Source organism: Dysgonomonas sp. Marseille-Q5470 (assembly GCF_951230145.1).
Lineage (GTDB): Bacteria > Bacteroidota > Bacteroidia > Bacteroidales > Dysgonomonadaceae > Dysgonomonas.
In genome coordinates this window covers 107241-127520 of the sequence record NZ_CATNVE010000010.1, presented here as the reverse complement: position 1 = coordinate 127520, position 20280 = coordinate 107241, and the positions used below count along the sequence as shown (strand labels likewise).

Below are 20280 nucleotides of genomic sequence, written 5' to 3'. Positions count from 1 at the left end.
TATGAAAGAAATAAAAGTAAAGTCATTGAAAGATATACACTTCGACGTAATATATGAAGCATTTGATCAAGCTTTTGCTAACTATGAAGTACAAATCAATAAGGTGCAACTCCAAACTATGCTTAAAAGGCGAGGATTTGATCCTGAATTATCGTTCGCTGCATTTGATGGAGATAAAATAGTTGCATTTACTTTAAATGGAATTGGAGACTTCAAAGGAATACGCACAGCATACGATACGGGAACAGGAACTCTGAAAGAATATCGAGGACAAGGTTTAGCTACTCAGGTCTTTGAATATTCTATACCATTTTTAAGAGAAGCCGGGATTAAACAATATTTGCTAGAAGTGTTGCAACACAATACGAAAGCTGTTTCCGTATACAGAAATCTTGGATTTGAAGTAACTCGTGAATTCTATTATGCGATGCAAACAAATGAGCATATAAGCAATCTTATAAAAGAATCAGATACTTTATATTCGGTTAAACGGATAAGTATCGATCAATTGGATTTGTTTACTGAATTTTGGGATTTTACTCCTTCGTGGCAGAATAGTTTTGAATCTATACAGCGGGCTGTTGATGATTTTATTTGTTTGGGAGTATTTGTCGATGGACGAATAGTCGGATACTGTGTTTTCGAACCTATATCGGGAGATCTTACTCAAATAGCTGTTGACAAAAAATATAGAAGGCAGGGGATTGCATCTCTATTATTAAAAGAGATTTTAAATTTGAATAAAAATTCGATTCTGAAAATTGTGAATACGGATGTATCATGTGATTCGATGACAAATTTTATAAAAGCAAAGAATATTGAAGTGAAAGGAAAACAATTTGAAATGATCAGAAAAATTTAAAATTGACGATTTCCTTTTATAGATTCAGTTTGCTTATAAATGTCCCTTTTTTACAATTTATCAAAGTTGAGGTTAACTATCTTTGTACGATGGACTCTTTTGAAGTTGTACAGCCAAGTATTGAATTGTCGCCTTACATTAAGAACTATTGGTTCTTAAAAGCAAATGCGGCAAATCATGTGCAAGGTATAATACCAACCGGGAACATCAATCTATTCTTCCATCGGGGAAGCCCTCTGTCAATAGAGTGCAATAATAGTCTTTTACCTCAGATGTTTATTAGTGGACAATCTACTACATATTCCAACCTCATTCAATCAGGTATTACTGATATGATTTGCGTTACGTTTCATGCATTTGGAGCACGCATGTTTTTCAAAGAGCCGATGCACGAATTTAAAGAACAGTCTATTGCGCTTGACTTACTCGACAATATTGAAATATTGGAGCTGGGTAAACTACTTCTGGATACATACGATAATAGAGTGTGCGTCCAAATGATTGAATCATTCTTGAAGAAGCAATATTTTTATTCCAAAGAATATAATTTGAGGCGAATGAAAGCCGCAGTAAATGCTGTTAATATGGGGCATGTAGGAATTGAGTCCTTGGCTGGTATCAGCTGTCTAGGTTATAAGCAATTCAAACGTATCTTTACAGAATATGTAGGGTTGAATCCTAAAGAATTCCTGAGGGTAATTCGTTTTCAACGAGCACTATATATTTTACAAACCAAACCTTCTACAAATCTAACAGAGCTTGCATACATCTGTGAGTTTTACGATCAATCGCATTTGATAAGTGAATTCAAACATTTTTCGGGATATACTCCGGGTGAATATCTTGCGATATGTGATCCATATTCCGACTACTTTTCTCTTTAAAAGATAGATGTCCTTTTTTTCCAAGTATAAGGGAAATGCAATTTTTAGTTTTGTATTGTCAATATTTATTCATTAAAAATCAAAAATGAAATGAAAAAGCAAGTTGCATTTTTTGAAATTCCTTCTGTAGATTTTAATAGAGCTGTAAAATTCTACGAATTGGTACTAGGCATAAGTTTTAACGCTATGGACTTCGGTCATGAGAAAATGGCATTCTTTCCCGAAGAATCAGGTAAATGTCCCGGAGCTATATCTTACACGCCGGACTTTAACCCTTCAAAAGATGGGGTTTTGATAAGTTTCTCTGTTGAAAGTATCGAAACATCATTAGATAATGTAGTGAAAAGCGGAGGGAAAAGAATTATCCCAAAAACAAAGATTGAAGCCGAAAGGGTAGGGTACTTTGCTACATTCATCGACAGTGAAGGAAACAGTATAGGTTTATACTCGGATAAATAGCTGAAAATATAGATCTTTATAGGTGAGAACTGGTAAGATTTTATATTCTGCCAGTTCTGTTTATTTATAGTTTTCAGCAAAATTAAAAACTACTAAAAAGAGTCATTATCTCTCTTTGCTTTTCTGAAGAATATGCCTACTTATACTATCAAAATGAAACCTGTTTTTTGATTATTTATCTATTTCCTTTCTGTCATTATAGATTTTTGTTAACTTTGTGGGCAGTTAGGAGAAAATCTTCTAATAATCTAGAGTTGACTATTTAATAAAATCAAGACCGAAATTCTTTGGTATACAGTCGTATCTATGCTCTGGATTCTATTTATTAATATCGCATAATGTAGTATTGAGTCTTTTAAAATTGACTTTTAACTAGTAGCGTTATGCCCCCTTTGTTTTGCAAGATAGCATTTCAAAAATGATTATTTTCTTTGATTATTTCAAAGAGGGTATTCTTATGATCAATCCGTCAGATAATGAAAAGGATATTATTTATTTGCGCTATAACCATTTTTGTATCTTCTCTGAGAGCACAAGAAAAAGAAGATTTTTTCAAATTGGGTGGAGCAATTCGTTTTAACACATCAGTAGAGAATTATGAAAAAAGTAATAAAGCTTTAAATACTTATATAAAACTCGATACGTGGTATTTGTCAGCCGATGCCTATAAATCAGGATTTGATTTAAGCTTTCAATATCGTTTCTATCCGGACTCTAAGACCCACTTCTTACATCATGGTTATATCGGATACCAAATTGATCAGAACCTGTATATCAAAGGAGGTGTATTTCAAAAACCTTTCGGAATAGGAGATTTTGCGTCCCATTCGTGGTGGTTTCAGATTCCCTATTATATGGGATTGGAAGATACGTATAACACAGGGATAGGCTTATCATATCAATTAAGTCAATGGCGTTTTGATTTTGCTTATTTCCGACAAGCAGCTCCAAAGGGTTTTATTTCGGATAATACTTTGGATAATGATTTGGCAATGGCAGGTATTCTTATGCTGTCGTTCCTACTACAGGTTATGTCGGTAATACCCTGGTGGATGCAAATATCAGAGAATTGGATCAATTCAATTTAAGAACCCGATATAAATTGAATGAAAATATCGAGTTCGGCGTTTCCGGACAACTAGGAAGTATATATAATAAAGAGCTTAATAGTCGAAAATGGGGAATTAGTACTGCATTACATATAGTCGCTGATTATAATAAATGGAATTTTAAAGGAGAGTTTATCTCATATAATTATAATGCTCAGGGTAATAATAAAGAAAAACTGGACATCCTCCAGATGGCTGCTTATGGTGCAGCTTATGATGTGGCTACGAAAGGAAATATTTATGTTCTAGGATTAGCATATATGATACCTATTAACAGAAAATTTATAAAATATATACAACCATATATAGACTATTCGATAGTAGATAAATACAAAAAAGAATATTTTAATACACAACACCTTATTCCCGGAGCACTTGTCTTTATGGGGCCCATATATACCTATGTTGATTTCGCTTTGGGTAAAAATCAACCGTGGCTGACATCTAACTTTGTAGAAGGTCTAGGTAAAGGGACTGCAAATGCCAGATGGAATAGTCGCTTTAATATAAATATAGGATATTATTTTAATCAATAATAAATATGAATAAAATAGAAATGAAGAACTTGTTTCTGATATTTGGAACAGCCAAGAAGCAAGCTCTAAGAATGCTGAAAAGCGGAAAATCAAAAAAAGAAATTCACCAAAGAACAAAGTGTACAATTGCAGTGAATAATGTAAGTCTTTCGATTAAAGAAGGCGAAATATTTGTTGTAATGGGTTTGTCGGGTAGTGGAAAATCGTCCTTGCTCAGGTGCTTCAATATGTTGAATGTACCTACATCAGGTAGCATTTCTATCGATAGAGAAGATATAACAAAAATGAATAAATCTAAGTTGTTGAATCTTCGCAGAAAAAAAGTAGGAATGGTGTTTCAGAATTTTGGACTTTTGCCTCATAAGACAATAATAGACAATGTTGCTTTTGGCCTCGAGATTCAGAATATAAATCTGAAAGAGCGTTATGAGAAAGCAAAAGAAATAATAAATATAGTTGGTCTGTCGGGCTATGAGAATGAATACCCTTATCAACTGAGTGGCGGAATGCAGCAGCGTGTTGGAATTGCCCGAGCCATAGCAACCGATTCTCAGATTCTTTTAATGGATGAAGCCTTTAGTGCATTAGACCCACTGATCAGATCACAAATGCAAGACGATCTGTTGGATATTCAACAAAAACTTAAAAAGACCATCATCTTTATTACACACGATCTTGATGAGGCTTTAAAGTTAGGAAACACTATTGCGATTATGAAAGATGGGGTGATTGTTCAGCAAGGTAGCCCGGAGGATATCTTGATGAACCCTGCTGATGATTATGTAAAAGCTTTTATCGGAAATGTTGATTTATCTAAAATTATAACAGCTTCTACAATAATGGAACCATTTAGAGCAAGAGTGCAGTTAGGTAAGGATGGTTTGGCATCGGCATTGAGGTTGATGGAGCGTCACACTTTACGATTTGTGGCAGTTATAAGCGAGGATAACAAGTTTAAGGGCTATGTAAGAAAAAAAGATGTTGAACGTAAAATTGCTGCCGGAGAAAAGGGATTGGAATCTATATTGATGGATATTCCTAAAGTAATGGAAGATCACTCTGTATCGGATATGCTCCCATTGTTTATAAATCAAAAATATCCTTTGGCTGTAGTTGACTGTAATGAGAGGCTAATAGGCTGTATAAGATATTCTGATCTAGTAGCTATGGTTACAGGATATGACGAAGAAGCTGTTAAAGAAATAATAGAAAATGCAAGTTAAATATGAATAAACTAGATATAGGTAAGTATATAGAACGTTTTGTAGATTGGTTGTCAGATACAGCAGCACCGCTCTTTCGTCAGATAACCATTATGATAGATAATAGCGTTGATGTATTACAAGAATTTCTTGGTTATGTTCCGTTCTACATGATTATTGCTATTGTGGCACTGATCGCTTTTATTATTAAAAAGAAATCTTTAGGAAATCATAAATCCTGGCAAAACAATATAGCAACACTGATAGGATTCCCACTCTTTTGTGTGTTAGGGCTCCTGCTTATTTACTGGATGGGCTTTTGGGAACAAACAATGGATACATTTATCCTGGTATTGGTAGCGACGCTTATTGTGTTGATGATTGGCATACCTCTAGGTATATGGTGCGCATACAATAAAAAAGCCTATGCTATAATTCGCCCATTACTAGACTTTATGCAAACAATGCCCGCTTTTGTTTATTTGATTCCGGCAATTTTATTCTTTTCGGTAGGTAATGTGCCGGGTGTTTTGGCCACGGTTATTTTTTCATTGCCTCCGGCTGTTAGGATGACAGCTCTGGGAATAAAGAGTGTACCGAAAGAGGTTGTAGAAGCTTCTGTTGCCTTTGGTTGTACAAGACGTCAGACTTTGTTCAAAGTCCAGATGCCATTAGCCATGACGACTATTTTGGCTGGTATTAATCAGGTAATTATGTTGTCTCTATCGATGGTCGTTATTGCCTCAATGGTAGGAGCCGGAGGACTGGGCGAAAGTGTATATGCAGGTATTCAGCAGGCCGATGTTGCTTTAGGTTTCGAAGCAGGGCTTTGTATTGTAATACTAGCGATTATATTAGATAGAATGACACAGCTTTTAGGAAAAGAAAAGGAGGAACAGAAATGAATAAGATAATATACATTCTACTCTCAGTCTTATTGCTCGGTCTTACATCTTGTGAGCCTCGTCATAAACAAGATGTACTGATATTATACCCCAACTGGGCGGAGGGTATCGCTATTACATATTTGGCAAAGGTTATGTTAGAGGATAAAGGATATACGGTAACCTTAAAGCGTATAGAACCAGGTCCGATTTATACAGCTCTATCTCGTGGTGATGCTGATATATACATGGATGCATGGCTTCCTCATACACAAAAAGATTATTGGGCTAAATACGGGCATAAACTAGATGTATTAGGAACTGTTTTTGACGATGGTATAACCGGGCTTGTTGTTCCTGCCTACGTTAATATAGAGTCTATAGAAGAGTTGAATGAAAATAAAGACAAGTTTGACAAGAAAATCTATGGCATTGCTTCAGGAGCAGGAATCCATGCTAATACAGAAAAAGCAATAACCGCTTATAATCTCGATTACTCTCAGATTTCCTCTTCCGAAACGTCTATGATAACAGCCTTGAAAAAGGCAGAGAAAAATAAAGAATGGATTGTAATAACAGGTTGGAAACCACATTTTATGTGGACTGAATTCGAACTCAAAAAATTGAGTGATCCAAAAGGTATATATCCTACAGATAATATTCAGGTTATATCTCGGCGCGGGTTTAAAGAAGACAAGCCCGAAATTGCTGCTTTTTTTGAGAATTTTAAATTAGATGACAAGCTATTACACGAACTGATAATTGATGTAAGTATGGATAAGAATCCTGAAATTGGAGCTAAAGTGTTTTTTGAAAAACACCGGACTTTTCTGTAATAAAAATGATGGGTGGAGGAGGGTACTTTTACATATACAAATAAGAAAACTACACTATACTCCAAAATGAGCATTTCCTATTTTCAAAAACAATTAATGATTAATGGTAAATGAAAATTAATCATCCTTAACAACAATTATGTAAACGAGCCGCAAAGACATGTGAGATGCTAAAAAATGAATACAAACTTACCGATAGGCCTCAAAAAGAAATCTTAAAAAGCCAAAAATAAACCATCCAGACAAGGGAATGTATTAAATTTGCGATTCGAAAAAAAGCTGTTCTGAAGGCTTGTAAAAAGCCTTTTGACTTACGGTTTAATCTTAAAAAATCAGAGATTATGTTTGATTATAAATTTAGAGATGTATAAATAAGATTGAATGAGTACCGTTTCTTCGAAATTATATTGTACCTAATGTTTTACAAATTGAAAGAGATTTCAGTTATAGAGACATCAAAAAGACTTTTATAAATGTATAGAATTATTATCGGAGTAAGCAAAGATATAGTAAGAACAGTAAGAAGAACTGCCTTCAAGAAACATAATCGCAACAGTATGCCAATCGCGAATTTAAACTATCCTTCAAATTCAATTAAAAGCTAAACTGTGAGGAGCGTTATAAAAAAGAAACCAAAAGTTTTCATCCTATACATTTTTGGATGAGGAAAATAGCAAAATTTCCTTTTCCAATATGTGAACAGTGTCTTTTGGTGAAATATGACAAGTCTCAAATAGGTATATCTGATAGTATAGAAATATACTAAGATTCTATTATTGGGATCCAAGTCAATAGGCGATTAAATTTCTGCCTATTCATATTTGTTGAAAGAAAACAAAGCAAAGTAATATAAATAATTAGTTTTCAATTAGTAAATCATGACATCAGTAAAAGTGAAAATCAGACCTTCCATTGTCGAAAATAGGGAAGGTGCGCTCTATTATCAACTTATTCATAATCGAGTAACCAGGCAGATAAATACAGATTATAAAATCTTTCCTGGTGAGTGGAACAAACGTGGTGCAAATATTATCCTGCCTCTGTTTGATGAAAATAGAAAGAATTATCTCCTGTCTATAGAAGAAAAGATAGTATGGGATACAGAAAGGCTTGCAAATATTATAGACGTATTTAGTAAAAGAGGAGTTTCTTATACGGTAGATGAAGTTGTCTCAAGTTTTGAAAAGCAGATTCGAGGAACTTCCTTTTTTGTCTTTATGCAGCAGTTGATTGTCCGACTCAAACAATTTGGTAGAATTAGAACCAGTGAGACATATAAAACTACCTTAAATAGTTTTATGCATTTTAGAAATGGAAAGGATTTATATCCTTACGACATTAATTCGGAGCTAATGACAGAGTATGAGGCTTACCTAAGATCTAATGGTGTAAGTCAGAATAGTTCATCATTTTATATGAGGATACTTCGAGCTGTGTATAATCGTAGTGTGGAGAAAGGTTTGACAGAACAGAAATATCCATTCAGATATGTATATACCGGCATTGAAAAAACGATTAAAAGAGCAGTCTCTTTTAAAGTCATTAAGCAAATCAGAGATTTGGATCTGGCTCCTTACCCAACATTGGATTATGTGCGTGATATGTTTCTATTTAGTTTCTACACAAGAGGAATGTCGTTTGTAGATATGGCTTACCTCAAGAAGAAAGATCTTAGTGGAGGAGTGCTGTCTTATCGTAGAAAAAAAACAGGTCAGCAACTATTTATTAAATGGGAGCAGTGTATGCAGGATATTGTAGATAAGTATCCTCCTAATGAGTCTTCATACTTACTCCCCATTATTAAAAGTGCCGAGAAAGATGAAAGAAGTCAATACAAGAATGCGTCTTGCCTTATAAACCGTAATTTGAAAATTATTGGAAGTAAATTAGGACTATCTATTCCTTTAACTATGTATGTGGCTCGTCATTCATGGGCTAGTATAGCAAAAAGTAAGAATATTCCTGTTACGGTAATAAGTGAAGGAATGGGGCATGATTCAGAAGTAACCACACAGATCTATCTAGCAGCATTAGATACATCTATAATAGATAGGGCTAACAATATGATACTTAAATCTCTATTGTAGTATTAAAATGATTCTTAAATGTAGATGTCTCTTGCTAAGAGATATGTTTAATGCTGCAAAAGTATACAAAATATTGAAAACAAGAAGATAGTTCTGAAGCTTTTTTTAAGGAAATTATTTAAAATATAAAAATGTTTAGTGAAAGCTTTCTATCCGTTTGCGTATATACTTGATAAATAATCTAATACAATAAAAACATATCTCTTAGCAAGAGATGTGCATACAGCGAGATCATAACTACTTATTGAGAATTTTTATTTAACACATAAGTGTGTTGTAAATAAATAAAAAATCTGCTGTATTATACACTTTATATCTATAACTAATTGGAATACATTATATTGTAATATTTCATGGAACCAGAGCTATGCTCATATCTGAAATAAAACCTTATAAAGTTCCAGATAATAGCACACTATTCATTCTTATGTACAAGCAAGAGATTCCGAGTTGGTACGCTATGCGTGCGATATTCCGCAAAGAAATGGATACAAAAAAACTATTGGATAAGGAATGCATTCGGAGTTTTATTCCTATGCATTATACACTCACTATGAAAAATGGTCGTAAAGTGAGAGAACTGGTTCCTGCTATTACGAATCTGATCTTTGTTCACGCCACGCCAACAGCTATTAAACAGGTCAAGTCAAAAACCGAATACCTTCAGTACATTATCGACTCGAGGAGTAAAGAAAAAATTATAGTTCCTGATGATCAAATGAAACGCTTCATTGCTGTAGCGAGTATTTGCCACGAAAAAATGACTTACCTAAAACCAGAGGAAGTCGATTTGAGAAAAGGAACTTTGGTACGGGTACTTGGTGGTCCTTTTGATGGTGTTGAAGGTGTTTTTGTGAAAGTGAAAGGTGTGCGAAGTAGGCGAGTGGTAGTTCTTATACAAGGTATTGCTGCTGTTGTAACTGCCGAGATAGAAACTGACCTGATTGAAGTTATATCATAAGGTGGAATAATTAACTAATCTAATTTTAATTTTCATAGAATGTATTACTGGATTATAAATATCGGTTTGGTTTTCTTTCTTTGCATGTTCTTTGCATGGATACTAATTCCAAATATTCTGCTTATTGCTTTTCGAAAAAAGTTGTTTGACCTACCGGATGAGAGAAAAATTCATCATGGAATGATCCCCAGGCTTGGAGGCCTAGCTTTCAATCCTGCTATCTTCTTTTCTATTTCTTTATTGCTTGGTCTTGATTTTATTTTAGGGGAACCGGATATTCTTAAGCAAGAAGGGAGTAACGTGCCTGAATTACTGTTTGGCTTCTGCGCCAGCACAATACTCTATTTAGTCGGAATTGCGGATGACTTGATCGGTGTTCGTTATCGTACTAAATTTATTATTCAGATATTATGTGGCGTTATATTAATTGCCGGAGGAGTATGGATAAATAATTTGTATGGTATATGTGGCATTTACGGATTGTCAGAATGGATAGGATATCCTTTAACTATTTTAGTCATTGTATTTGTTATCAACTCAATCAATCTTATTGATGGTATTGACGGTCTGGCTTCCGGACTGAGTGGAGCAGCTTTGCTCTTTTACGGACTAATTTATATCTACCTCGAACAGTGGCTTTTTGCGATGCTGGCTTTTGCTGCATTGGGAGCTCTCATTCCATTTTTTTATTACAACGTCTTTGGCAATGTTAATCATGGGAAGAAAATATTCATGGGAGATACTGGTAGCTTGACAATAGGAATCATTTTATGTATTCTTAGTATAAAGATATTAAATCAACCCGTAGATATTACAGCTTCGTTCAATCCTGCTGTATTGGCATTTGCTCCTTTAATAATTCCCTGCTTTGATGTAATGCGAGTTTTTATAAGTCGCATACGTATGAAAAAGCATCCTTTTATGCCAGACAAAAGTCATATACATCATAAGCTTCTGGCGGCAGGAATCTGTCAGCGAGCAGCAATGATAATTATAATTTCAGTATCGTTAATATTTACTTTGTATAATATCATCCTATCGCAATATGTTGACGTAAGCCTACTTTTGATTATCAACATCATTTTATGGATGCTGGGTAATATGTGGCTGGCATTCAAAATAAAAAGGCACGAACTAAAGCTCTCTATAGTCGAAACAGACAATAATCTCAAAAAACAATCCATTTATAAATTATGAGAATAAAACATTTCTTATTTGTGTTGATGGCTTCCATCATCTTAAATTCTTGTGGATCAACACAAAATATTAGCTACTTTCAAGACTTACAGCAAGGTGTACCGGGGGAAATACTGAACCCGATAAAAATAACAATAAAGACAGATGATAAGATATCAATAGTGATAAGTAGCAAGGACTCCCAATTAGCAGAACTATTTAACTTGCCTATCGTGGCACATCGTGTAGGACAGTCGCAAAGCCCATCACTGAATCAAAATCAGCAAATATCAAGTTATACAGTAAGCTCATCGGGCGAAATCGATTTTCCGGTATTAGGCAAAATACATGTTGATGGAATGACTCGAGAAGAGATTGCAAGTTATATAAAAAATCAGCTGTTATCAAATAACCTGATCAAAGATCCGGTTGTGACTGTAGAGTTTACCAACCTTTCTATTTCAGTTTTAGGAGAGGTAAGTACTCCAGGACGGTATAACATAGAACGAGATAAAATAACTTTACTCGATGCCCTGGGAATGGCTGGAGATCTAACAATTTATGGAAAACGTGAAAATGTTCTCGTTTTACGGCAGACGGCAGGTAAGCAGGTTCCTTATAAAGTGAATCTAAATTCGGGACATGATATGTATGCCTCACCTGTCTATTATCTGCAACAAAATGACGTAGTTTATGTGGAACCTAATAAAACACGAGCACGTCAGTCAACCGTTAATGGCAACAATGTCATATCCACTTCTTTTTGGCTGTCAGTGGCCTCTTTAATAACTACACTCACTGTACTTATTGTTAAATAAAAAGAAAACATAAACATAAATGACTTCAGTTCAACATAATAAAACAGAGCAGAAACAGACGGAAGATCTTATTCGTCTACAAGATTTATTATACTTATGCCTTTTCAGGTGGCGTTGGTTTGTAATATCTCTTTTTATAACAATTAGTATTGCAACTTTTTATATATTAACAACTCCTCCAATATATATTCGTTCAGCGTCTATACTTATCAAAGAAGACTCGAAAAGTCAATCCATATCGAGTGATGTAGCTTCTATGTTTGCTGACTTTGGGTTGTCTCAACCCAATACTAACGTAAATAATGAGTTGATCGCTATACAGTCACCCTCTATTATTCTGGAAACAGTAAAGCGGTTGCATTTGGATGTAAACTATCAGATTAAAGATTCCTTTTACAAAAAAGTCTTATACGGTCCAGATCTTCCAATCACAGTTTCTTTTGCCGATTTGGCAGATAATGAATCTGCAGAGCTTGTTATAAAATTGTTGGCTGATGGGACATTTGAGTGCTCTGACTTTACATCTGATAATAAGGATATTGCTAACAACGTAATCAAAGGCAAGTTTAATGATACGATCGACACCCCATTAGGGAAAATAATAGTAGTCCCAACTTCGTATTACACTAAAAATGAGATGCCTCTGATATATATTTCCCGTACTAACTTATATAGTGCTACGGATTTATTCAAACAGAATCTGACAGCATCTTTAAGCGAGGAAAAAGCAACTGTTATCGATCTGTCGTATAAAGATGTTTCCACACAACGGGCTGAAGATGTATTGAATACATTAATATCCGTTTATAAAGAAAATTGGGTGAAAGACAGGAACCTTATAACAGTTAGTACCAGCCTCTTTATCACTGATCGTTTGAGTGGAATTGAACGCGAATTGGGTGATGTGGATGAAGATATCTCTTCTTACAAAAGACAAAATTTGGTGCCGGACGTAGAAACCGCCTCCAGCATGTATATGGCACAATCGAGGGAGACAAGTAATCTTATGTTGGATTTAAATACACGATTATCAATGGCTCGCTATATGCGCAACCATTTGATGACTTCTACAAATAACAACCAATTGATTCCTGCAAATTCAGGTATCGAGAGTGCTAGCGTTGAAAATCAAATAACGGAATACAATACCATTCAATTGCAGCGGAACAATTTGGTCTCTAATAGCAGCGAACAGAATCCTTTAGTCGTGGATTTAGATCAGTCTCTTCAATCTATGCGTAAAGCAATTGTTTCATCGATAGATAATCTGATTGTAACCTTAAATACTCAAACAAAGAATTTACAGAGCAACGAACAAGAAACAACAGCTCAAATAGCAGCCAACCCTGATCAAGCAAAATATTTGCTTTCTGTAGGACGACAACAGAAAGTAAAAGAAGCTCTTTATTTATTTTTATTACAGAAACGCGAAGAAAATGAATTATCTCAGGCCTTTATTGCATACAATACACGTATGATAACCTCTCCTTATGGTAATTTGAACTCGATAGCACCACAGAAAAGAAATATATTATTGGTTGCCTTTGTATTAGGTCTCCTTATTCCGGTAGTGATAATATTTATTCGAGAGAATACGAATTCTACAATACGGGGACGGAAAGATTTGGATAATCTGATCTTGCCTTTTATCGGAGAAATTCCTCTTTTCTATCCACAGAAACGTGGCTGGCGATTCTGGAAAAAACAACCTGAAGAGAGTAAAGTGGTTGTAAAAGAAGAAAATAAAGATGTCATCAATGAAGCATTTCGTGTTTTACGTACCAACCTTGAGTTTATGACAGCTAAGAAAGATAATTTGAATGTAATTATCTTGACATCGTTTAATCCCGGGAGTGGTAAGACATTCCTGACAATAAACATGGCTATCAGTTTGGCTATAAAAGGTAAAAAAGTATTGGTTATAGATGGTGATTTGCGCTATGCTTCTACTTCCTCTTTTGTTAATTCACCGAAGCAGGGTTTGAGTGACTATCTGGGGAAACAAATCGATAATATATATGATACAATTATTGTCGACGAGAAATATACAAATCTTAGTATTTTACCGGTGGGCACCATTCCTCCGAATCCTACAGAATTACTATTTGACGAACGTTTAGAAACATTGATAAACGATATGCGTAGTAAATATGATTATATATTTATTGACTGTCCACCAATAGATATTGTAGCAGATACCCAAATTATTGAAAGGCTTGCAGATAGAACTCTTTTTGTTGTTCGTGCAGGATTGTTAGAACGAAGCATGCTCTCCGATTTGAATAACATCTATAAGGAAGAACGTTTCAAGAATATGGCTTTGATCCTGAATGGTACGACCAGTGGTATCGGATACCATAAATATGGCTATCGTTATGGCTATCAATATGGTTATTACGGATCCAATAATCAAACAAAGAAAAGAAATAAATAACGATCTGACTTATATATATACACATAATAGAAAATTAATAAAAAAAACTTTAAGATGAAAGGAATAGTATTGGCTGGTGGCTCGGGTACAAGATTATATCCGATAACGAAGGGTGTAAGCAAACAACTCCTTCCCATTTATGATAAGCCCATGATTTATTATCCCATATCGGTATTGATGCTTGCCGGAATACGAGAAATATTAATCATATCAACCCCTGTCGATTTACCCGGATTTAAACGCTTATTGGGCGATGGGGCAGATTATGGTGTGCATTTTGAATATGCAGAACAGCCTTCACCTGACGGTCTCGCACAAGCCTTTATTATCGGCGAAGAATTTATCGGAAATGATGCAGCTTGTCTGGTACTGGGAGATAATATTTTTCATGGAACAGGTTTCTCCGCATCACTCAAGGAAGCAGTACGAGACGCAGAGGATGAAGGTATTGCTACAGTATTTGGATATCGGGTTGATGATCCGGAACGATACGGTGTTGCCGAATTTGATTCAGAGGGTAATTGTCTCTCTATTGAAGAAAAACCTCAGAAGCCTAAATCTAATTATGCGGTTGTAGGACTCTACTTTTATCCAAACAAGGTGGTAGACGTCGCAAAAAATATTAAGCCATCTGCTCGTGGAGAGTTGGAAATCACGACTGTTAATCAAAAGTTCCTTCAAGATAAAAGCCTTAAAGTAAAGACTCTGGGGCGTGGTTTTGCTTGGTTCGATACCGGTACTCACGATTCATTAGCCGAAGCATCTATTTTCGTTGAGGTTATAGAAAAACGACAAGGCTTGAAGATTGCTTGCCTTGAGAGTATTGCTTTGCAAAAAGGATGGATTAACCAAGAACAGATGTGTACTCTGGCTGTACCAATGATCAAAAATCAATACGGGCAATATCTACTGAAAATGATAGAAGAAATAGAACAATAAGCAATGGTGAATATTATAACAACTCAAATAAAAGATGTAGTGATCCTAGAACCGAAGATATTCGGAGATGACAGGGGATACTTTTTTGAAAGCTACAATCAGACTGAATTTAATACATCCATTCGCACAGTGCGTTTTGTGCAGGACAATGAGTCTAAATCGTGTTACGGAGTTTTAAGGGGATTGCATTTTCAAAAACCACCCTTTGCACAGAGTAAGTTGGTACGTGTCATCGAAGGAGAAGTATTGGATGTGGCGGTAGATATACGCCGCAATTCGCCTACATTTGGTAAACATGTTGCTGTGAAACTATCGGGTGAGAACCACCGTCAGCTATTTATTCCTCGTGGTTTTGCTCATGGTTTTGTCGTACTCAGCAATGAAGCTGTATTTCAGTATAAATGTGATAATTCTTATTCACCGCAATCGGAGGGGGCTATTGCATGGAATGACCCGGAGATTGGTATCGATTGGATTGTAGCTCCTGAAGATATAATTCTTTCTGAAAAGGATACTCGGCACCCATTTCTCAAGGATGCAACTGAACTATTTGATTACAACATCGATTACTATACCGAGACATCCGTAAGTATATAAATATACCTATCCTGATAGTATATTATTTTAACAAACAATCAATTGATTATAAAAATGAAAAATATTATAATTACCGGAGGGGCTGGTTTTATAGGTTCACACGTTGTTCGTCTGTTTGTGAACAAATATCCCGAATACCATATTATCAATCTCGATAACCTGACCTATGCCGGCAATTTGTCTAACCTCAAGGATATAGAAGATAAATCCAACTATACGTTCATAAAAGGAGATATTTGCAACTTCGATTTCGTTATGCAGCTATTAAAGCAATATAACGTAGATGGTATTATTCATTTGGCTGCTGAAAGTCATGTTGATCGCTCAATCAAAGATCCATTTACTTTTGCTCGTACTAATGTGATGGGTACTCTTACCTTCCTGCAAGCGGCAAAATTATATTGGGAAACATTGCCCGAAGGTTATGAGGGTAAGCAGTTTTATCATATCTCTACCGACGAAGTATATGGTGCTCTGATGTTTGACGATACACTGTTTACAGAAGAGACCAAGTATGATCCTCATAGTCCATATTCAGCATCCAAAGCTAGTAGCGATCATTTTGTCCGTGCATTTCACGATACTTATGGCATGCCCGTAATAGTAACAAACTGCTCTAACAATTACGGTCCTTATCAATTTCCGGAGAAGTTAATTCCTTTATTTATCAATAATATTATTCACCGGAAGCCACTACCTGTATACGGAAAAGGCGAAAATGTACGTGACTGGCTCTATGTTGTGGATCATGCCCGTGCTATTGATGTTATATTCCATCATGGAAAAAATGCTGAAACCTATAATATAGGAGGTTTTAATGAGTGGAAAAATATAGATATAATCAAGGTTATTATTAAGACTGTCGATCGTTTATTGGGTAATGCCGAAGATCATTCTCTGGATCTGATTACATACGTAACCGATCGTAAAGGACATGATTTACGTTATGCTATTGATTCAAGTAAGCTCAAGCGCGAGCTCGGGTGGGAGCCTAGTCTGCAATTTGAAGAAGGCATAGAGATTACAGTGCGTTGGTATCTTGATAATAAGGAATGGATGGATAACGTCACTTCCGGAGAATATCAAAAATATTACGAAAGCATGTATAATGAAAAATAAAATTCAAATACATATTTACAACTCAACATATTTATGACAACGAATTTATTTGATATATATCATTTTGGAATTATAAAGATTAATAGTTTTATATATAGAACTATTTGGCGACCTTTTTTCGGATCGCTAGGTAAAGGTACAACTATAACTAAACCTCGGGTTATGAATCCGGCTCGTATTTATATCAATCAGAGATGTTCTATCGAGTCTTTTGTTTGGTTAGGAGTCATAAAAGAATCTCATTCAAAGGCTAAAAATCCTCATTTGGTACTTAAAGATGAAGTCAAAATCGGGCGTTTGTCAGAGATATTTGCACACACTTCTATCATATTGCACAAAGGGGTTCGAGTTGCAGACAATGTATACATTTCTGATAACACTCATACCTATGATGATATAAATACCCCATTTATCAAACAGGAGATCAAACTTGTAAATCCTGTTGAGATAGGAGAATACTGTTGGATTGGAAGGAATGTTTGTATTATTGGTTCAACCATAGGTAAACACAGTATTATTGCTGCCGGAGCATTTGTTAGCAGAATGAATATTCCTGATTATTCAGTCGTTGTAGGTAATCCTGCTTATATAGTAAAACGCTACAATACCGAGACCGAAAAATGGACAAAGACCGATAAAAGCGGAAATTTTATCTGAAGATATTATGTTACACGAAAAATTACGAAAGTTAAGATGTAAGATATTCATCTTGCTTAATAAACATAATTTCGCGCAATTTGGGAAAAACGTTTTCATCTTTGATCCTCAAGTTTGGAATCCTCAGCACATACATCTCGGTAGCAATTTATGGATAGGAGATAAGGTGTGGCTTGCAGTATCTTCAAATCGGTCTGATTCAAAACTTGTTATTAAAGATAAGGTTCGAATTGGTCGATTTTCCGAGATATATGCTCTACAAAGTATTATTCTCGAAGATGGAGTTGTAGCTGCTGAGAATGTGTATATTTCAGATAATACCCATGCATATAATGATATAAACAGGTTTATTCGCGATCAAGAAGTAGAATATACAGGAGAGGTTGTTATCGGTAGCGGAACCTGGATTGGTCGTAATGTGTGTATTATAAGCTGCACAATTGGGAAAAACTGTATCATCGGTGCATATTCATTTGTTAAACAGGATATTCCAGACTATTGCGTTGTTGTAGGTAATCCTGCCCGCATCGTAAAACGTTATAACCCCAATACTCAGAATTGGGAAAAAACGGACAGAGACGGTAATTTTATTTAAAATACTTTCTTCTCTGTCTTTCTACACATATAATATTCCTAGAATCACAAAATCGTTTTAATATGAAAATCTTAGTTACCGGAGCCAATGGTTACATTGGTCGTCACGTCGTGTGCAAATTATTGGATCAAGGACATGAAGTTACGGCTTGCGATGTTCGATTGACAGAAGTGGACAAGCGTGCCACTTTGCTAGAATATAATATTTTATCAGGTTCATATCTTAATGCTTATGAGGAGCTTGGAAGCCCCGACGTTTGTTTACATATGGCATGGCGCGATGGGTTTGTACATAATTCATCTAATCATATGGGAGATGTGTCAAACCATTACAAATTTATGTGTTCGTTGATTGATGGTGGATTGAAGCAACTTGCTGTAATGGGTACGATGCATGAAGTGGGTTATTATGAAGGTGCTATTGAAGAGGACACACCTTGTTATCCAATATCGCCGTATGGAATAGCAAAAGATGCTTTACGCCGTAGCATACAATTATATGCCAAATCTCATGACTGTATCTTGCAATGGATCAGGGCATACTATATTGTTGGCGATGATTTGAAAAGTAATTCTATATTCGCTAAAATCAGAACAGCCGTCCTCGAAGGAAAGAAAAGATTTCCTTTTACATCGGGTAAAAACAAATATGATTTTATCGAAATTGAAGAGTTAGCATTACAGATTTCAGCTGTAATTACACAGAAAGATATTTCAGGTATAATTAATTGCTGTTCAGGCAAACCTATGAGTTTAGGCGAGCGCGTGGAAGCCTTTCTTAAAGAAAACAACTTGGATATCAGTCTAGAATATGGTGTGTTTCCCGATAGAGACTATGATTCTCCATGTGTTTATGGCAACGATACCAAAATCAGAATGATATTATCTAATAAATAAATATGACTTCTAGTCCACTTGTTATAGAGAGAAGAGATTGGTTTGGAATCATCCTGTTATTTTTAGTGATGATGATCAGTGGCGGTAACCATTTGTTCCCTCGAAATCCTATATGTTTGTTGATAATAGCCGGATATGGTCTGAAAATTTACAGATTGAATAATGGTATAACATTAAAATATGTTTCCTCAAAATTATGGCTATTCATAACAACATTTCTTGTAATAATAGTATCACAAACTATACTGGGGGGGGATCTTGATAGTGCCGCATTAGCCGCATTATCTAGCGTTATTGCAGGTCTGTTTGTCTATACTTATTATAAGTATGAAGGAATAAATGCATTGATTAACGATGTTACTATTTTATTAAAGATTTTCATCGTTTTGGGATTGATTTCTTTTTTACTTTATACTTTTACCCCTGATCTTTTTTCAAAGTATACATTTATAGATAGTTATGGGGATAAAAGGTCAGTAAGTCATATCGCTTTTCTATTTTATAAAGGACTGGATATCCAAGGTTTATCTTCGAGGCTTTATGGCTTTTTCTGGGAACCCGGAATTTTTCAAATATATCTTAATATCTTTTTATTAATCCAGATCTTCTATTTCAGACAGAAATTGTGGATTGTAGCAACATTATTGGCTATCTATTTGACAAAATCTACTACAGGATATCTTATCGCCATTATCATTCTGGGATATATTTCGGCTCGCTTCTTTTATAAAGAACGAAATCTGTACAGTTCTGTATCTATCCTTTGTACAACTATCATTGCGCTTTTTTTTGTGTGGAATAATATTGTGTCTGTAAATGTTGAAGAAAAAGTCGCCGGAGCTCAGTCTGGATCTTTTTTTGTTCGTCAGGCCGATGTAATTGCCGGATTGAGCATTGCAGCCGAGAATCCTGTGATTGGGATTGGTGCGAATACCGATCGATTTAAGCAAATGAGAAGTAAGATTGCTTGGCAAGGTAAATTGAGTGGTTCAAAAACGAAAGATAGCGGAACAACAAATGGCATAATAAGTCTAATGTACATATGGGGAATCCCGTTTTCTTTGTGGTACTTATGGGCATTAATAAGACAGAATATCTTATACAAGAATCGCTGGTTAATGGCAATTCTACTGATTTTATCTCTAAGCTCTGAGCCTTTGGCTATGACTCCGTTTTTTTTACTTTTCGTTTATTCGGGACTGGATGCAAAGACAATAAATAATTAATTG

At 35.2% G+C, this 20280-nt stretch carries 20 protein-coding genes; all 20 read left to right on the top strand.

Annotation, left to right across the window (positions count from 1 at the left end; all coding sequences use genetic code 11):
* Window position 1: 1 nt before the first annotated feature.
* The 20 genes from QOX35_RS14490 (at window position 2) to QOX35_RS14395 (ending at window position 20277) form a co-directional block, all read left to right on the top strand.
* Window positions 2-862: a GNAT family N-acetyltransferase gene (locus QOX35_RS14490; RefSeq protein ID WP_283687527.1), complete on the top strand. Its 861-nt coding sequence runs from the start codon at window positions 2-4 to the stop codon at window positions 860-862.
* Window positions 863-951: 89 nt separating this feature from the next.
* Entirely contained in the window at window positions 952-1746 is a 795-nt protein-coding gene (locus tag QOX35_RS14485) for a helix-turn-helix domain-containing protein (RefSeq protein ID WP_283687526.1), read from the top strand.
* A gap of 90 nt (window positions 1747-1836) precedes the next feature.
* Window positions 1837-2205: a VOC family protein gene (locus QOX35_RS14480; RefSeq protein WP_283687525.1), complete on the top strand. Its 369-nt coding sequence runs from the start codon at window positions 1837-1839 to the stop codon at window positions 2203-2205.
* A 476-nt stretch (window positions 2206-2681) separates the two neighbouring features.
* Entirely contained in the window at window positions 2682-3293 is a 612-nt protein-coding gene (locus tag QOX35_RS14475; protein ID WP_283687524.1) for a hypothetical protein, read from the top strand.
* A gap of 14 nt (window positions 3294-3307) precedes the next feature.
* Window positions 3308-3850 (top strand): hypothetical protein, encoded by a 543-nt coding sequence (locus tag QOX35_RS14470; protein WP_283687523.1) that lies wholly within the window; start codon window positions 3308-3310, stop codon window positions 3848-3850.
* A 5-nt stretch (window positions 3851-3855) separates the two neighbouring features.
* Entirely contained in the window at window positions 3856-5073 is a 1218-nt protein-coding gene (locus tag QOX35_RS14465) for a quaternary amine ABC transporter ATP-binding protein (RefSeq protein WP_283687522.1), read from the top strand.
* A 2-nt stretch (window positions 5074-5075) separates the two neighbouring features.
* Window positions 5076-5957, top strand: coding sequence for an ABC transporter permease (locus QOX35_RS14460; RefSeq protein ID WP_283687521.1), 882 nt, complete (start codon window positions 5076-5078; stop codon window positions 5955-5957).
* Window positions 5954-6772, top strand: coding sequence for a glycine betaine ABC transporter substrate-binding protein (locus QOX35_RS14455; protein WP_283687520.1), 819 nt, complete (start codon window positions 5954-5956; stop codon window positions 6770-6772). The genes QOX35_RS14460 and QOX35_RS14455 overlap by 4 nt, the downstream gene beginning before the upstream one ends.
* Before the next feature lie 878 nt (window positions 6773-7650).
* Window positions 7651-8859, top strand: coding sequence for a site-specific integrase (locus QOX35_RS14450; RefSeq protein ID WP_283687519.1), 1209 nt, complete (start codon window positions 7651-7653; stop codon window positions 8857-8859).
* 427 nt (window positions 8860-9286) lie between these two features.
* Window positions 9287-9820 (top strand): UpxY family transcription antiterminator, encoded by a 534-nt coding sequence (locus tag QOX35_RS14445; protein ID WP_135106448.1) that lies wholly within the window; start codon window positions 9287-9289, stop codon window positions 9818-9820.
* Window positions 9821-9859: 39 nt separating this feature from the next.
* Window positions 9860-11017 (top strand): MraY family glycosyltransferase, encoded by a 1158-nt coding sequence (locus QOX35_RS14440; RefSeq protein ID WP_135105958.1) that lies wholly within the window; start codon window positions 9860-9862, stop codon window positions 11015-11017.
* A complete protein-coding gene (locus QOX35_RS14435; protein WP_283687518.1) occupies window positions 11014-11814 on the top strand; it encodes a polysaccharide biosynthesis/export family protein in 801 nt (266 codons plus the stop codon). The genes QOX35_RS14440 and QOX35_RS14435 overlap by 4 nt, the downstream gene beginning before the upstream one ends.
* A gap of 19 nt (window positions 11815-11833) precedes the next feature.
* Complete coding sequence (locus tag QOX35_RS14430; protein WP_283687517.1) at window positions 11834-14248, top strand: GumC family protein; 2415 nt, start codon at window positions 11834-11836, stop codon at window positions 14246-14248.
* Between the two features lie 54 nt (window positions 14249-14302).
* Window positions 14303-15187 carry a glucose-1-phosphate thymidylyltransferase RfbA gene (gene rfbA, locus QOX35_RS14425; protein WP_283687516.1) on the top strand — a complete coding sequence of 295 codons (885 nt, stop codon included), beginning with the start codon at window positions 14303-14305 and terminating at the stop codon, window positions 15185-15187.
* A gap of 3 nt (window positions 15188-15190) precedes the next feature.
* Complete coding sequence (gene rfbC / locus QOX35_RS14420) at window positions 15191-15784, top strand: dTDP-4-dehydrorhamnose 3,5-epimerase (RefSeq protein ID WP_414647322.1); 594 nt, start codon at window positions 15191-15193, stop codon at window positions 15782-15784.
* A gap of 54 nt (window positions 15785-15838) precedes the next feature.
* Entirely contained in the window at window positions 15839-16903 is a 1065-nt protein-coding gene (rfbB, locus tag QOX35_RS14415) for a dTDP-glucose 4,6-dehydratase (RefSeq protein WP_283687515.1), read from the top strand.
* Between the two features lie 33 nt (window positions 16904-16936).
* Window positions 16937-17560 carry an acyltransferase gene (locus QOX35_RS14410; protein WP_283687514.1) on the top strand — a complete coding sequence of 208 codons (624 nt, stop codon included), beginning with the start codon at window positions 16937-16939 and terminating at the stop codon, window positions 17558-17560.
* 7 nt (window positions 17561-17567) lie between these two features.
* On the top strand, window positions 17568-18155 hold the full coding sequence (locus QOX35_RS14405; protein ID WP_283687513.1) for an acyltransferase: 588 nt from the start codon (window positions 17568-17570) through the stop codon (window positions 18153-18155).
* 62 nt (window positions 18156-18217) lie between these two features.
* Window positions 18218-19051 (top strand): NAD-dependent epimerase/dehydratase family protein, encoded by an 834-nt coding sequence (locus QOX35_RS14400; protein WP_283687512.1) that lies wholly within the window; start codon window positions 18218-18220, stop codon window positions 19049-19051.
* A 2-nt stretch (window positions 19052-19053) separates the two neighbouring features.
* Complete coding sequence (locus QOX35_RS14395) at window positions 19054-20277, top strand: O-antigen ligase family protein (RefSeq protein ID WP_283687511.1); 1224 nt, start codon at window positions 19054-19056, stop codon at window positions 20275-20277.
* Window positions 20278-20280: the final 3 nt, after the last annotated feature.

Bases quoted from the DNA above. Each gene is read 5' to 3' on its own strand.
- QOX35_RS14490 (WP_283687527.1), top strand. From the start codon at position 2: ATGAAAGAAATAAAAGTAAAGTCATTGAAAGATATACACTTCGACGTA.
- QOX35_RS14485 (WP_283687526.1), top strand. From the start codon at position 952: ATGGACTCTTTTGAAGTTGTACAGCCAAGTATTGAATTGTCGCCTTAC.
- QOX35_RS14480 (WP_283687525.1), top strand. From the start codon at position 1,837: ATGAAAAAGCAAGTTGCATTTTTTGAAATTCCTTCTGTAGATTTTAAT.
- QOX35_RS14475 (WP_283687524.1), top strand. From the start codon at position 2,682: ATGAAAAGGATATTATTTATTTGCGCTATAACCATTTTTGTATCTTCT.
- QOX35_RS14465 (WP_283687522.1), top strand. From the start codon at position 3,856: ATGAATAAAATAGAAATGAAGAACTTGTTTCTGATATTTGGAACAGCC.
- QOX35_RS14460 (WP_283687521.1), top strand. From the start codon at position 5,076: ATGAATAAACTAGATATAGGTAAGTATATAGAACGTTTTGTAGATTGG.
- QOX35_RS14455 (WP_283687520.1), top strand. From the start codon at position 5,954: ATGAATAAGATAATATACATTCTACTCTCAGTCTTATTGCTCGGTCTT.
- QOX35_RS14450 (WP_283687519.1), top strand. From the start codon at position 7,651: ATGACATCAGTAAAAGTGAAAATCAGACCTTCCATTGTCGAAAATAGG.
- QOX35_RS14445 (WP_135106448.1), top strand. From the start codon at position 9,287: ATGTACAAGCAAGAGATTCCGAGTTGGTACGCTATGCGTGCGATATTC.
- QOX35_RS14440 (WP_135105958.1), top strand. From the start codon at position 9,860: ATGTATTACTGGATTATAAATATCGGTTTGGTTTTCTTTCTTTGCATG.
- QOX35_RS14435 (WP_283687518.1), top strand. From the start codon at position 11,014: ATGAGAATAAAACATTTCTTATTTGTGTTGATGGCTTCCATCATCTTA.
- QOX35_RS14430 (WP_283687517.1), top strand. From the start codon at position 11,834: ATGACTTCAGTTCAACATAATAAAACAGAGCAGAAACAGACGGAAGAT.
- rfbA (WP_283687516.1), top strand. From the start codon at position 14,303: ATGAAAGGAATAGTATTGGCTGGTGGCTCGGGTACAAGATTATATCCG.
- rfbC (WP_414647322.1), top strand. From the start codon at position 15,191: ATGGTGAATATTATAACAACTCAAATAAAAGATGTAGTGATCCTAGAA.
- rfbB (WP_283687515.1), top strand. From the start codon at position 15,839: ATGAAAAATATTATAATTACCGGAGGGGCTGGTTTTATAGGTTCACAC.
- QOX35_RS14410 (WP_283687514.1), top strand. From the start codon at position 16,937: ATGACAACGAATTTATTTGATATATATCATTTTGGAATTATAAAGATT.
- QOX35_RS14405 (WP_283687513.1), top strand. From the start codon at position 17,568: ATGTTACACGAAAAATTACGAAAGTTAAGATGTAAGATATTCATCTTG.
- QOX35_RS14400 (WP_283687512.1), top strand. From the start codon at position 18,218: ATGAAAATCTTAGTTACCGGAGCCAATGGTTACATTGGTCGTCACGTC.
- QOX35_RS14395 (WP_283687511.1), top strand. From the start codon at position 19,054: ATGACTTCTAGTCCACTTGTTATAGAGAGAAGAGATTGGTTTGGAATC.